14 protein-coding genes are annotated in these 12,665 nt (G+C 56.3%); 11 read left to right on the top strand and 3 right to left on the bottom strand.

Annotated features, from left to right (window positions below; all coding sequences use genetic code 11):
• Positions 1-150 precede the first annotated feature (150 nt).
• The 5 genes from HNR46_RS19115 (at position 151) to HNR46_RS19095 (ending at position 5,643) form a co-directional block, all read left to right on the top strand.
• The gene (locus tag HNR46_RS19115) at positions 151-876 is read left to right on the top strand and encodes a hypothetical protein (RefSeq protein WP_184021998.1); all 726 of its coding nucleotides are present in this window, start codon (positions 151-153) and stop codon (positions 874-876) included.
• A 28-nt stretch (positions 877-904) separates the two neighbouring features.
• Positions 905-1,669 carry a hypothetical protein gene (locus HNR46_RS19110; RefSeq protein WP_184021995.1) on the top strand — a complete coding sequence of 255 codons (765 nt, stop codon included), beginning with the start codon at positions 905-907 and terminating at the stop codon, positions 1,667-1,669.
• Entirely contained in the window at positions 1,666-2,400 is a 735-nt protein-coding gene (locus tag HNR46_RS19105) for a hypothetical protein (RefSeq protein WP_184021993.1), read from the top strand. Before HNR46_RS19110 ends, HNR46_RS19105 begins: the two co-directional genes overlap by 4 nt.
• Positions 2,401-2,638: 238 nt before the next feature.
• Positions 2,639-4,645, top strand: a complete 2,007-nt coding sequence (locus HNR46_RS19100; RefSeq protein WP_184021990.1) for an O-methyltransferase — start codon at positions 2,639-2,641, stop codon at positions 4,643-4,645.
• Complete coding sequence (locus HNR46_RS19095; RefSeq protein ID WP_184021988.1) at positions 4,642-5,643, top strand: UDP-galactopyranose mutase; 1,002 nt, start codon at positions 4,642-4,644, stop codon at positions 5,641-5,643. The genes HNR46_RS19100 and HNR46_RS19095 overlap by 4 nt, the downstream gene beginning before the upstream one ends.
• Before the next feature lie 31 nt (positions 5,644-5,674).
• Here HNR46_RS19095 and thiS read toward each other — a convergent pair whose 3' ends face one another.
• Complete coding sequence (gene thiS, locus HNR46_RS19090) at positions 5,675-5,878, bottom strand: sulfur carrier protein ThiS (RefSeq protein ID WP_184021985.1); 204 nt, start codon at positions 5,876-5,878, stop codon at positions 5,675-5,677.
• A 2-nt stretch (positions 5,879-5,880) separates the two neighbouring features.
• Entirely contained in the window at positions 5,881-7,035 is a 1,155-nt protein-coding gene (thiH, locus tag HNR46_RS19085) for a 2-iminoacetate synthase ThiH (protein ID WP_184021983.1), read from the bottom strand.
• Between thiH and HNR46_RS19080 the strand changes: the two genes are divergently transcribed.
• From HNR46_RS19080 to HNR46_RS19060, 5 genes are all read left to right on the top strand, one after another.
• On the top strand, positions 7,017-7,967 hold the full coding sequence (locus HNR46_RS19080; RefSeq protein WP_184021980.1) for a hypothetical protein: 951 nt from the start codon (positions 7,017-7,019) through the stop codon (positions 7,965-7,967). The two genes, thiH and HNR46_RS19080, sit on opposite strands and share 19 nt — an antisense overlap.
• Positions 7,968-8,047: 80 nt before the next feature.
• Complete coding sequence (locus tag HNR46_RS19075) at positions 8,048-8,290, top strand: acyl carrier protein (RefSeq protein WP_184021977.1); 243 nt, start codon at positions 8,048-8,050, stop codon at positions 8,288-8,290.
• 98 nt (positions 8,291-8,388) lie between these two features.
• Complete coding sequence (locus HNR46_RS19070) at positions 8,389-8,925, top strand: hypothetical protein (RefSeq protein WP_184021974.1); 537 nt, start codon at positions 8,389-8,391, stop codon at positions 8,923-8,925.
• 13 nt (positions 8,926-8,938) lie between these two features.
• Positions 8,939-9,829: a LysM peptidoglycan-binding domain-containing protein gene (locus tag HNR46_RS19065; RefSeq protein WP_184021971.1), complete on the top strand. Its 891-nt coding sequence runs from the start codon at positions 8,939-8,941 to the stop codon at positions 9,827-9,829.
• A 56-nt stretch (positions 9,830-9,885) separates the two neighbouring features.
• Positions 9,886-10,839, top strand: coding sequence for an acetyl-CoA carboxylase carboxyltransferase subunit alpha (locus HNR46_RS19060; protein WP_184022063.1), 954 nt, complete (start codon positions 9,886-9,888; stop codon positions 10,837-10,839).
• A gap of 6 nt (positions 10,840-10,845) precedes the next feature.
• Here the strand turns inward: HNR46_RS19060 and HNR46_RS19055 are convergent, their stop codons facing one another.
• The gene (locus HNR46_RS19055; protein WP_184021968.1) at positions 10,846-11,358 is read right to left on the bottom strand and encodes an NUDIX hydrolase; all 513 of its coding nucleotides are present in this window, start codon (positions 11,356-11,358) and stop codon (positions 10,846-10,848) included.
• Between the two features lie 57 nt (positions 11,359-11,415).
• Between HNR46_RS19055 and HNR46_RS19050 the strand changes: the two genes are divergently transcribed.
• A complete protein-coding gene (locus HNR46_RS19050) occupies positions 11,416-12,576 on the top strand; it encodes a 3-dehydroquinate synthase (RefSeq protein WP_184021965.1) in 1,161 nt (386 codons plus the stop codon).
• Positions 12,577-12,665 lie beyond the last annotated feature (89 nt).

The raw sequence follows: 12,665 nt of genomic DNA, 5'->3' as shown, positions 1-12,665 counted from the left end.
GCGAAATGTGAAGCCAAATCTCCTATCATGCCCCGCTTCTTAACGCGCCCCAACCGACGCTGCGAACACGATTCCGCCCATTAAAACTCCAGTAGGACCCAAAAGATGTTCTTGCATCAATGAAGTGGTTTGAAGTAACAAACGCCTATCGTGAAAAATAAGTCATTCCTCACGCCTGCCGCTGCCATCGCTGAGCGCCCAACAGGCTCAGCAGACCAATCAGTCACCAGAAGGCTTTTCATCAAACGAACAGGCGGGGCAACCATTGCTACAACAGTTGCTTGGTCTATGGCGTCAACCGCCAGTGCTCAAGGGACCTCCAGCAATGGATCCTGTTCTAAATTGGTGGCCGCTAGTCCTAACGACGCCTACAAGGAACATCCTAGTTTTGTCCAAATCGGCAACTGCAAAGGAAAAATTTCAGTTTCGTGCAGCCCGGCAGGCGCGCCGACCAAGTCGAAAACCCTAGAATTGAAAGCGACCGGATGGGTAGATGGTAGTTCGGGAACATTTGACACTAGCCCGGTAACAGTGACGGGAGAAATTTTGACGGGGTGCGTTTTTTCCGGAAACGTTGAGTTTGATTCCGACCAGGGAGCTTACACCAAACTAATTCTTGAGACGACTGAGTGGGAGGACGAGGGGGTTTTCGAGGATCCTTTGGTGGATGTGCTTGTAACGACCAGGGTGTGGGTTGCTTTAGTAATAACTGATTATGGTGCTAGTAGTCACGATTCATATGCAAAGGGTGAGGTGTATTTGTCGAAGAACGTTAAGAGGCAGGAGTATATCGGGGGGGTGCCGGGCGCGGTGTTAAGTAATGTGTCTTCGCAATCAGGGAGGGAAAAAATGAATGCGTGGGCATGGGAGGTGTGAGTGGTATTTGTTGTTGGTAGGATCTATTATGTTATTCAATCTCAATAGAAAGATCAAAGAAAATTGGCTGTATCTCATCACGGCTGTCGTATTTGCTTTTGTTGTCATGCTTATTGGGAGGGGTTTAATCACTCTCGATCATCAATCACAGGCAGGCAGCCAAGTGGGTAGTGATTCGATTTCGCTCTCAGAATCTGGCCCTCGCTTCGGTGAGAAATCTGACTCCGACCTCGCTAAGACTTCAATTCGAGCATCAGACGAGAGAGAAGTATTTCATGGTCCTGCATTTCGGTTGTATTTCGATACCGGGAAAATGAATCCGAAGCTACTGGATCTTGCTGGAATTCCCATGGATAAGAGAGAAGAAGTTCAAAGATCCATTGAACGAGTATGGGAGGATGAGTCTCGGAAGTTTGAGAGTCGTGCAGTACAGATAGCTGAAGGTGACGGGCAACTGAACCTTGGAACCTACAAAATTCCTGGTTCAAGTGCAGTCGCCGAAGAATTTAAAGCTGAACTTTCGAAACAGATTTCTTCAATTGCTGGTCATGGGGCCGCGAGAGTGCTTTTGCCATACCTTGAGAAAGAGGTCCACTTTGCAGGTTTAGGGCGTTACGATCTTGAGATGACTTTGCATATTCAGGATATACTGGGCGAAAGAAAGGCAGCCTTTGATTTCGTCGTCAGCGATCCTCGTGATAGTCGGAAACTGTTCAAGGGGGCAACGACTGATCCTATTAGTTATTGGTCGAAGTTTGGCAGTATGTTCACTGATAAGTTTGAAGGTCTATGAGTCGCATTCGTCCTGTTAAGTTGATTTTTTCCGTGCTTGTTGGCTGTGGGATTGGATTGCTTGGTTTTTGTGTGTTGAATGTTGGGTCTATGGGGTTTAATCCTAATTTTGATCAGGGTGATAGCCGGGAAGGGCAAATGTTTCAGCGTAATCCTTCCGCGGCCGAGTTTTTCGCCAACGACTTTAATAGGGAAATGGACAATTCCGGAATGTTCTCAAATGGATCAAATCTTCAGCTTGTCAATCCGGATGGGTCATTTGTTGATAGCGCATGGAAGAAGCTGGGTATTTCGGATCATCAAATTCGAGAAGCGCAACGTGCGTTCATCCTGGCTTCTTCAAAAGTCGACAAAATAATGAAGGATGGATTGAAAGAGGATTCTAGGGCGCACATAAATTATGGAGAGGAGTGGGATTGTTTTTATATTCAAGGAAATGCAGAGCAATCAGAGAAGGTGATAGAGGGGCTGAAGAGAGAATTGGCAGTCATTCGAAATGATAAGGCAGAAGAGATTTTTAATGGGCTTCATGTGGAGGGTTTGCGTGGCTATTTTGGGAAATCGGATATATATATTCAGAGGCGTAAAGTGGAAAAGGGAAGGCCATTGGAGATGGTAGCTCAGTATTTTGATCCTGTTACTGGTTTTCAAATTCGGGAAATCACAATCGAAGATCGGGCATCTGCCGAGAAGCTTTTCGGAGAACAGGCAGCATCGGATTTAGCGCCTTAATTTCAATGGGTGTGTGTAAAATTATTGAGGGTGGGCGGGCGAGGTCGGTGTCTTCCGGGCATTCTGTGGATCAAGCCTGAGCTTAAGGTGACGGATTGGATGCTTCGTTTTCATCTCAACGGTAATGTTTCGGGGGCGCAAAGTTGTTGCAGTAACGTGTTTTGGACGGGCGAGGTACTTCGACCTGCTAACGTCGTTCACGCAACGTTGTGGTTTGATTGATCGGCATCAGTTGTGGATGAACACGGAAGACGAGGATGATCTTGCGGCTGTAGATCGGTACTGTGCGGAACATGGTGATTTTTTCGTCAAAGTGGAGAGCCCCACGCCATACGGCAGAGGAATGGGGGGCCTCCGCCTTGCTTCGTTCTGGCGGCTCTTGGAGGACGACCCAAAGACGATTTACCTCCGCTTCGACGACGACATTGTCTGGATGGCCGACGATGCGATTCAGTGCTTGCTGGATTTCCGAATCGATCATCCCGAGTTCTTCCTAGTGTTTGCGAATACGCTGAACAATTCGCTGTGCTCTCACCTCCATCAGCGGCTCGGAGCGCTGCCGCCATCTCCATTTCTCGAATACACTTGTTGCGGCGAGCACTCGTGGCGGCGCTGGGAGACGGCTGACGAGGTGCATCGGCGGTTCTTCGAGGTAATAGAGACTCAGCAGTTGGACCGGTTCAAGTTTCAGCCATGGGAGCTGGTTAGCTATGAGCGCTTTTCAATCAATTGCATGGCGTGGTTCGGAGAGGACAATGGAACGATCCGCGATCGAATGAGCGATAGCGAAGAGATCTGTTTGACGGAGGAGATCCCAAGGCAACTGGGCCGACGTAACGTCATCGTTGGAGATGCGCTGGTTTCCCATTTCGCCTACTATCCTCAACGAGAGGCACTGGAGGCGAACACCGAATGGCTATCCCGTTATTGGGAGCTGGCTCGGTCCAAAGGGATCCTTGGGCGGAAAAGAGAGCGGTGCGAAGTCGGAACGAAGCGACCTGAGGTCCCTGCTCGGGAACGTTTCCTGATTCTTGCCCGCAGGTGCGGGGGTGCCGCGGCGGACTTGCTCCGTGTAACGGGACCGCTGGGAAAGGTCGAGGTGGTGGTGGATGAGATCCCACCGGCGGGAGAGCTTCCCGGCGACCACGTTTGGATTCCCGATGAAGAGGCAGAGGCATTCGTCGGAGCGACGACATCTGCAATCCCAGATACGACTGCGTGGGAGCGAGCATTGGCTCATTTGGAGCATAGCTATGATCCCGAAGAAGCGGTCTGGTTCGTGGAAGAGGATGTCGCGGGTGACGCGGAGGATTTCACCAGCTTGTTGGCGGCCACCCGGCGGCTGAATCCAGGTTTAGCGGCAACCGATGTGGTATCCAGAGGCGAAGAGCCCGGATGGCACTGGTGGGAGCTTCTGACGAAGGAAGATGATGTCTCAGAGCCATGGAGGGCATTCGTGCCTCTGTGCCGGCTGCGGCCCGAGTTGGTAAGAGAGGTGCTGCAATTTCGGAAAGATCGGGGGCGCATGCTTCTGCACGAGATCTTGTTTGCCTCGCTTGCCAAAAGGTCGGGGATGTTGTGCCTCGACTGGAAAGAGCATCCGAGGACGGCTCCGCATCTGGGGGCATTCCGCTTTCGTCCTGAAGTGGATCGGTGGATGCGTGGGATCTCTCATCCGGTGAAGGATGGGGAGGTTCATCGGGCTATCTGTGAGCGTGGCCCCGATCCTTACCCTCGGATTGGCAGGGCGGGTTTCGATGGATGGTCCATTCTTGCTGACGACTACCGCTTCCTCGTGAGCTATTGTCGTGAGAACGGGATCAAGCGGGTCGTGGAATTTGGTACGGGAGACTCGACCTTGGCATTCTTGGACGCCGGATGCGAGGTGATGTCATTCGAGCATAGCCAGGAATGGCTGCATAAGGTGGCGGCACGTTTTTTTGGGGAGGGTCGTTTGACGCTGGACTTCTGCTCCGAAAACGCGGTTCCGGGTCGGGAAGTCGAGTGCTTCCAGCCGGATCTGGTCTTTGTGGACGGTCCGCCACTTCGGGAGGAACAAACGATGTCCTGGCTGGGGCCGTGCGAGTGGGCACTGGAGCAGTGTGGACGGCTCCTGCTGCACGATGCGAAGCGTCCAGCAGAACAAGCGACGTTGGCTGAGATGGAGAGACGAGGAATGAAGGTTGTGCTGATCGATACCGAAAAAGGTTTGGCGCTGGTGGAAGGAGACTCCAGACGGCCATGAGGATCACGGTCGTAGGAGCCGGACTCGCAGGGGCCGTGGCCGCCCGCCTACTGGTGGATGCGGGGCACCAGGTCGAGGTGTTCGAGTCGCGGGAGAATGTCGGAGGCAACTGCTTTGACGAATGGGATCGCGGGGTGCTGGTGCAGCGCTTTGGGCCGCATTGTTTCCACACCGACAAGGCAGAGGTGTGGGAATTCGTGAACCGCTTCGCCACCTTTCGGGATCCGAACTTCTGCGTGGTGGCGAACACCCAGCTGGGGGTGATTCCAATTCCCTTCAACGACGTTTCCGCGGAGCGGGTGGGAGAACTGTCACCGGAAGAGATCCGGGATTTGTTGTTTGTGGACTACAGCGAGAAGCATTGGGGAATCCCGTGGGCGGAGATTCCGTCATCGATCACCGGCCGGGTGCCGAAACGCCGCGAAGGGCGGGATTGCCGGTATCATCTGGACCGTTGGCAGGGGATTCCGACGGAGGGTTTTACCCGGATGTTTGAGACGATGCTGGAAGGCATTCCGGTGCATCTGGGTTGTGGCGAGGATGATTGGCGCGGGGCGAAGGCGGACCACGTCGTGTTCACCGGGTCGCTCGATGACTACTTCCGGAGGGCGTTGGGAACGCTGGAATATCGGTCGCTGGAGTTCGAATACGCCACGGAGGCGAAGCGCGAGCATTTCCAGATCAACGAATGCAACCGGGTGAATCCGTGGACGCGTGCGGTGGATCACTCTCACTGGTTGGATCAGGATGTGGAGTGGACCGTGATCGGGCGGGAGTATCCGTGCGAGTGGGATGGAAAGAACGTCCGGATGTATCCGAAGCCGTTCGGGGGAAATCCGGAGCGGTTCCGAAGGTATTGGGAAGCGGCGAAGGCGGAGCAGGATGTGACTTTCGTGGGGAGGCTGGCGACCTACAAGTATCTGGATATGGACGATGTGGTGGCGCAGGTGATGCTGCGGCTTGGGGAGGGGAAATATCCAATGATCGACAAGGAATAATCAATGATCAGGGGAAGCCGGGGCGTGAATTTCAGCCACCTGCGGCGATCATGACGATCTCGATCACGGAGCCGTCGGTGACTTGGCGCTTCGCGTGGTCGCCAGGAGGCAGGGCCTCGCGGTCGAGCTCGATCACGACCGGCTTTCCTCCGAGGCCGAGGTGCTCAAGTAGCTCGGGGAGTGGCATTTCCGATCCCGGCAGTTCCTTGGCTTCGCCGTTGAGGGTGATGGTCATGGTCAGGAAACGGTCGAGGCGGGGACTTCGTTCAGGATGGCGTCGTCCCAGTCCTTCCAGACCGGTTCGAGGTTCTGGGCCCGGAGCATGGCGGCGATCTCCGCCGGGCTGCGGGTGTCATCGATCTTGAACTGCTCGGTGGCCCGTTCGCAGCCACTGCGGGTTTCCATTTCGACTCGGCGTCCGCGCACGGTGAGATGGAGGTCTTCGTGCCCGGCTCCAGTGTAGCCGCCGGGTTCGGTGCGTGCGCCTGCCGACATGTGGGTGACTCCCAGGGGAGCAAGAGCATCCCGTAAGGGAGCGGGTTCGCGAGTGGAGAGCACCGTGCCGACTTGAGGGAAAATCAGCCGGAAGGCCGCGATGAGCTGGATCAAGGCGCGATCGGACAAATACAAGTTCGGGTCTGGAGCGTATTGGTAGTTTCCGGCATACGGCCGCATCCGTGGGAAGGCGACGGTGAGTTGGGCCTTCCAGCAATGTTTGAGGAGGTATTCGAGGTGGGCGGCGAGGCTCATAGCCTCGGTTTTCCAATCCGCCAAGCCGAAGAGAGCGCCCAATCCAATGCGGCGGAATCCCCCGCGATAGGCGCGTTCGGGGCAATCCAGACGCCAATCATATCGGCGCTTCGGGCCGGAGGTATGGAGCTGGTTGTAGACGTCCTCGACGTAGGTCTCCTGATAGACGACGAGGCCTTCGGCGCCGTGGGAGACGATCTCAGCATATTGCGGATCTTCCATGGGGCCGACTTCAAGTGCCAGCGTGGGAACGAAGCTCCGAAGGGCATCGAGGCATTCCTGCAGGTATCCGTCTGAGACGAATTTTGGGTGCTCCCCAGCAACGAGGAGGATGTGTCGAAAGCCGAGCTGGTGGAGGTGACGCGCTTCCCGAACGACCTGGTCGACGGTCAGCGTGGTGCGCAGGATGGGATTGTCGCGAGAGAAACCACAGTAGGTGCAATTATTGACGCACTCATTGGAGACATAAAGCGGGGCGAAAAGGCGCATGGTGCGCCCGAAATGGCGGCGTGTCAGCTGCCGAGCCTGTTGGGTCATGGCGCGCAGTCGCGCGTCGTCACAGGGTTCGATGAGGGATTGGAAGCGCCGAAGCAGCGGGCTTGGGCGATCCAGAGAATCTTGAAGTGTCGTCGAGAAGGCCATGGGGCGGCGCCAGTGTGGAACGGGCGGAGCAGGTCGTCAAAGGGCTTTGCCTCCAGCGCAGGCTTGCCAAGGAGGTGCTGGGCGGATTGGGTGCTGATGACTTCGATTTCATGAGCGAGCCGATTGTTTGCAAACCCACCCCCTGGTTCCTCCTTCGCGCCGTGGCGATGTTGCTGATGTTCGGCGTGTTCGCGGCGATGTTCTTCAAGGATGGAAAGTGGGGCTACCGAGACCAGAACTACGCCTACTACATGTGGCGGGGCTTCGAACGCGCTTCCAACGAGTTTGCAGCGCGGAAGGGGGAAATGACTCCAGCAGAATGGAAAAGCTATGCGGCGAGCCAGCAGATCGAGCTTCCTGAGGATCGATCGATCTTGCCGGAGGGCACTCCGGATAGGGTCGCTTGGCCGGAGATTCTGCAGGATGCGGAGGCCATGGCGGCGGCTTCCGAGAATCCTCGCTCGCAACTTTTTGACCCTTATCGGGAGTCGGTCGGCATGAAAACGAAGGTTCCGGAGCATGATTTTATTGCCCAGAAGATCTTCGAGCAATGGGTGGTGTTCTGGATTTGTCTGGGGCTGGTCGTGGCGGCGTTGGTCATTTTGATTCGGACGTTGGGGCGATCCCTACGACTGAACGACGGGGTTTTTCAGCCAGCTGGAGGAGCTCCGGTGGCCGTCAAAGATCTGACGCGAATTGATTTAAGGCGTTGGCAGAACAAGGGTTTGGCCTTTGCGTGGGCCCCTGATGGGAAGGGTGGCGAGCGAAAGATCCGTATCGATGGATTGACCTACGGGGGATTTAAGGAGGAGCATGGCCAGCCGGCGGAGAGGCTGATGAAGGCGATCTTGGCTGGATTCTCGGGTGAGGTCATCGACTACGAGCACTCTTCGGAAACCGAGTCGGCGGAATCACCGGAAAGCGGTGCGTGACAGCCCCTTTTTCGAGGTTGCATTGCCGGGTTGGCATCGCGTAATCCCTCCCCAACGCAATTTACCACAAGCACATCCCCATGTCTGACAAGAGCATCGAAGAACGCGTCAAAGATATCATCGTCGACCAGCTCGGCGTGAATGCCGATCAGGTGACCCCTGAAGCCAAGTTTATCGAGGACCTCGGTGCAGACTCACTCGATACCGTCGAACTGGTCATGGCCTTCGAAGAAGAGTTCGAAATCGAAGTGCCGGATGAAGAAGCTGAGAAGCTTCAGTCCGTCGGTGACGTGATCACCTACGTCCAAGGCGCTCAGGGCTGAGGTTTTCTCTCACTGAGAGATTTTCCCGCGGGGCGGGCCCGGAGACGGGTCCGCCTCTCGTGCTTTGCACTCCTCGGAAACCGGGGGATCTTGGAATCATGCCTTCCCGCGACGACGTTCAATACGCGATGGAGACGACCCGTGTCCTGCTCACGCCGGATCGACGGATCGATACCTTTGGAGATACGAGCTTTGAATTCCTCGTGCTGAGCGAGCCGATGGACAGTGTCGGCACGGTCTGCGTCCGGACGGGTTCGTTGGAAGCGGTGCGGCCACGCTTGGTGCGTCCGGATCGGTTCGACTCGATCGAGATGGAGGGGTTTGACGAGCGCGCTCGGGAGCGCTTTGACCGGCTTGTTTCGAAGATGCGAGAGGCCGGGCATTCTTTGGCATTTCTCCAATATGGATTTCGGTTTTCCCGCGGAAAAGTCGTCGAAGAGCGGGTGCACACCTCTCTGGACGAAGTGCGCGCACAGGTTCTGGAAGACGCCCGCAAGCGAGGGAATCCTGCGTTGGCGATCATTGAGGGGGTCGATGACGTGTGGGAAGTCTCCCTCTTCAAATTTGTGTTGGAAATGATTGAGCATTCGATGCCGATCAACGGATTCGACTTCCAGCGTCGGGGGCTTCTCTGAATCATCCGCGCCGATGAGTTTGTGGACCTTGATCCGGATACTTGCCGGTCTGGTGGTGGCGGCCGTGGTCGTGATCACCTTACTGGTGATTCATCACGTCCGCGAGGAACCGCTACCAGGCGTGTTGGCTCGTTGGATTCCTGTGGCTCCGACGACAGCGCCAGTGGTGGCATTGCCGAAGCCCTCGGCGGATTCTCCGGAGATCGATCCGGGAGCCAAACTTTTCGAGAAAGCACGGCAGTCCCTGGCGGTTGGTGACTTGACCGTGGCGAGGGACCGCTTGAACCAGATTTCCACCCAGTTCCCGCACTCGGCAGTGGCTCCGGAAACTCGCAGAATCCTTAGCGAGATGAACCTCGACGATCTGCTGGATCCGGCGAAGACCGACAACAAGATTCTCTACAAGGTGCGGCGGGGGGACTCCTATTTGGCGATCGCCTCCCGTCACGACACCTCGTTGGACATGATCGTTTACCTCAATGGTTTGTTTGGATTGGGGAACTTGCAGCCGGATGACGAGCTGTTGCTGATGCCTTTGGATTTTAAGTTGTTGGTGGAGCCTGAGCGGCGGGTGGTGTCTTTGTGGAAGGGCGATGGTTTCATCGCAGAGTTCCCTGCGGAAGAGATGGTGGGCCTAGGCAGTTCGCGGGTCACCAAGATCGAGTCGAAGGCCGGTGAAAAAGATGGCCGCCGCATTCCACCGAGCCATGCCAACTATCGCGGGGCGACCAAGGTCTTGACGCTCTCCAAGCCGAACGCCGAGATCACCGTGGCTCCAGAGGTCGCTCCTTCGGGCGACGAGGGGCTTGCTGCGGGGATTTATTTGAAGCCCGAGTATCTGGAGGAACTTGCGCTTCTTCTTCGACCGGGGAATGAGGTGGAAATCCGTCACAGCGGACGCTAGCCTTTCCCCACGACGCCGTGGCCGCCACGGTCCTCCATTCTCTTCTGAAGATTCTCATGCAGCTGTTGGAATTCGAAAAGCCGATCGTCGAACTTGAGCGCGAGCTCGAAAAACTCCGTGCCAAGGCGGACTCTCAGGACATCGATATGTCCGTGGAAATCACGACGATGGAAGCAAAGCTGGCGGAAACCCGTCGCAGCATCTATTTGAATTTGAGCCCGTGGCAGCGGGTTCAGATTGCCCGTCACACCCAGCGCCCCTTCATGCTCGACTATCTCGCCCAGGTCTTCACCGATTTCTGCGAACTCCATGGTGACCGCCGGATTGGTGATGATGAAGCGATGCCAGGTGGGTTCGCGACTCTGGGGGGACGCAAGGTGGTGGTGATCGGCCACCAGAAAGGCCGCGACACGAAAGAGAACCTGCGGAGAAATTTCGGAAGCGCCCATCCTGAGGGATATCGCAAGGCGCTGCGGCTGATGAAGCTTGCCGAGAAATTCAATCTTCCGGTGGTGGCGATGATCGATACGCCCGGTGCCTTTCCTGGCATTGGGGCGGAAGAACGCAATATCGCGGAGGCGATCGCCTACAATCTGCGGGAAATGATGCTGCTCAAGGTGCCGATCATTGCCATCGTTCTGGGCGAAGGTGGATCCGGAGGGGCATTGGGCATCGGGGTCGCGGATCGCGTGCTGATGATGGAAAATGCTTATTATTCGGTGATCAGTCCGGAAGGCTGTGCCGCGATCCTGTGGAAGCATCGCAAACACGCACCTGAGGCTGCCGAGGCGATGAAATTGGCCGCCCCCGATTTGCTTGAGATGGGGTTGATCGACGGAGTGGTGAAGGAGCCGGAAGGGGGTGCCCACCACGATCATCGGGCGGCAGCGCTCGCCTTTTCGGAGGCGGTGGGGGCCGCCATTGATGAGCTCTCGAAGCTATCGGTGAAGAAGCGTCTGGATGCTCGCTACGATAAGTTCCGCAAGTTTGGCGAGTGGACTGAAGCTTGATCCTGCTCAAAGACCTGCTTCCCAGAGGGCAGCCTGGATCTTGAAATCGACTAGGCAGCCCTGATTTTCCTTCGCCCGCAGGAAGCTCCGCATTTCAACCAAGGGGACTTCATGCACCGTGATGTCCTCTGAGCCGGTCCCGCCACCAGGGCCAACGCGGGTCAGTCCGCTGGCGAGGAAGAGATGGGTGGTTTCGCAGGTCATCCCCGCTGAAGTGGGAGAGCTCATGAGGGGAACCATCGATTCGGCCTGGTAGCCGGTTTCCTCAATCAATTCTCGCCGGGCCGTTTCGGAGAGGTCTTCACCGCGGAATTCTTCTTCATCGCCGACGAGGCCTGCGGGGATTTCGATGACCCGTTTCTGCATGGGAATGCGGAACTGCTCGACCAGCAACACTTTGGCGTCCGAAGTGACGGCCAAGACTCCCACGGCAGCATCGGAGTTGGGTCGCCGGACGAAGTCCCAGTGTCCGTTTCGATACACTCCCAGCCAGCGAGATTCGTAAAGCGTTTCGATCATTGCGCAAAGATGGTTGGCGAAATCGGCGTAGGGAAGCCAGCTTCTCTCCGTTGTCCGATGCCCCGTCACGATTTCCAGATCCCGGTTCACTTCAAGCACCGCGTTTGTTTCACCCGGAATGCTTTTGATGCATCCAACCCACTGCTAAGGGAGATTCTTGATGAAGGCGGAGGTCGTCGAGTCTTGGTCCTGGTCGAAAGAGCGGTGGTGGATGCCTGGCCGGGTTTGACTCGGCAAATCAGCGCCTACTTTGCCGATCTCGGATACGATTGGCGAGGAGTGAGGATCCTCCCGGGTGGCGAGACGGTGAAGGCCGACGACCGGTTGGTTCGGGAAATCTGGACGGAAATCGATGCGGAGCACATTGACCGGCATTCCTACGTCCTGGTGGTGGGAGGGGGAGCCTTTTTGGATGCGGCTGGGTTTGCGGTCGCGACGGCACATCGCGGGGTGCGTCTGGTTCGTTTTCCGACAACGACCCTGTCTCAGGACGACAGTGGAGTGGGGGTGAAGTGCGCGATCAATGCGTTCGGGAAAAAGAACTGGGTGGGCGCGTTTTCCGTGCCTTTCGCCGTGATCAACGACTTTGCCTTCCTCTGCTCTCAGGATGAGGAAACTCAGCGTTCGGGATTGATCGAAGCGGTCAAGGTGGCGCTCGTCCGGGATGGTGACTTCTTCCGATGGATCGAGGAGCACGGGGCCCAGTTGGCGGCTCTGGAATCTCCGTATTTCGAAGAATGCGTGGAAAGGTCGGCGCTGGCTCACGCCCAGCATATTGCCGAAGGGGGCGATCCTTTTGAAACGGGTAGCAGTCGGCCTCTCGACTTCGGACATTGGGCGGCGCACAAGCTTGAGCAGTTGAGCGAGTTTCGGTTGAGCCATGCCCATGCCGTGGCCATTGGACTGGCGCTGGATACCCTCTATTCGACCCATGGAGGTTGGCTTGAAGAGGCGGCTGCAGAACGCATTCTTCGAGTTCTTGAAACTCTCAAGCTCACACTATGGGACGAGACATTGGAGCTTCGTGATGCCAGTGGACGTCGGAGAGTGCTCGAAGGTTTGGAGGAATTCCGCGAGCATTTGGGGGGCGAGTTGACGGTACTGCTGCTGCAGGATTTGGGGCAGGGAGTGGATGTTCATCAGCTCGATGCCGCCGGAATCGATCTTTGTTTGGAGCAACTGCGGTTGCGGGCCGCGGTGGCTTCACCGGCGACCTAGTGCATCGTCAGAGAATTAACAGGCATACGATCTGCTTTAGCGAAGCATGCCCAAAGCGTTACCGCCCTTGAAAGTCAGCAAAAAGCAAC

It is taken from the genome of Haloferula luteola (assembly GCF_014201715.1).
Lineage (GTDB): Bacteria > Verrucomicrobiota > Verrucomicrobiia > Verrucomicrobiales > Akkermansiaceae > Haloferula > Haloferula luteola.
This window is presented reverse-complemented; position numbering and strand designations above follow the sequence as displayed.

Coding starts and splice junctions, on each gene's coding strand:
- HNR46_RS19110 (WP_184021995.1), top strand. CDS start 905: ATGTTATTCAATCTCAATAGAAAGATCAAAGAAAATTGGCTGTATCTC.
- HNR46_RS19105 (WP_184021993.1), top strand. CDS start 1,666: ATGAGTCGCATTCGTCCTGTTAAGTTGATTTTTTCCGTGCTTGTTGGC.
- HNR46_RS19100 (WP_184021990.1), top strand. CDS start 2,639: ATGAACACGGAAGACGAGGATGATCTTGCGGCTGTAGATCGGTACTGT.
- HNR46_RS19095 (WP_184021988.1), top strand. CDS start 4,642: ATGAGGATCACGGTCGTAGGAGCCGGACTCGCAGGGGCCGTGGCCGCC.
- thiS (WP_184021985.1), bottom strand. CDS start 5,878: ATGACCATCACCCTCAACGGCGAAGCCAAGGAACTGCCGGGATCGGAA.
- thiH (WP_184021983.1), bottom strand. CDS start 7,035: ATGGCCTTCTCGACGACACTTCAAGATTCTCTGGATCGCCCAAGCCCG.
- HNR46_RS19075 (WP_184021977.1), top strand. CDS start 8,048: ATGTCTGACAAGAGCATCGAAGAACGCGTCAAAGATATCATCGTCGAC.
- HNR46_RS19070 (WP_184021974.1), top strand. CDS start 8,389: ATGCCTTCCCGCGACGACGTTCAATACGCGATGGAGACGACCCGTGTC.
- HNR46_RS19065 (WP_184021971.1), top strand. CDS start 8,939: ATGAGTTTGTGGACCTTGATCCGGATACTTGCCGGTCTGGTGGTGGCG.
- HNR46_RS19060 (WP_184022063.1), top strand. CDS start 9,886: ATGCAGCTGTTGGAATTCGAAAAGCCGATCGTCGAACTTGAGCGCGAG.
- HNR46_RS19055 (WP_184021968.1), bottom strand. CDS start 11,358: ATGATCGAAACGCTTTACGAATCTCGCTGGCTGGGAGTGTATCGAAAC.
- HNR46_RS19050 (WP_184021965.1), top strand. CDS start 11,416: ATGCCCCGTCACGATTTCCAGATCCCGGTTCACTTCAAGCACCGCGTT.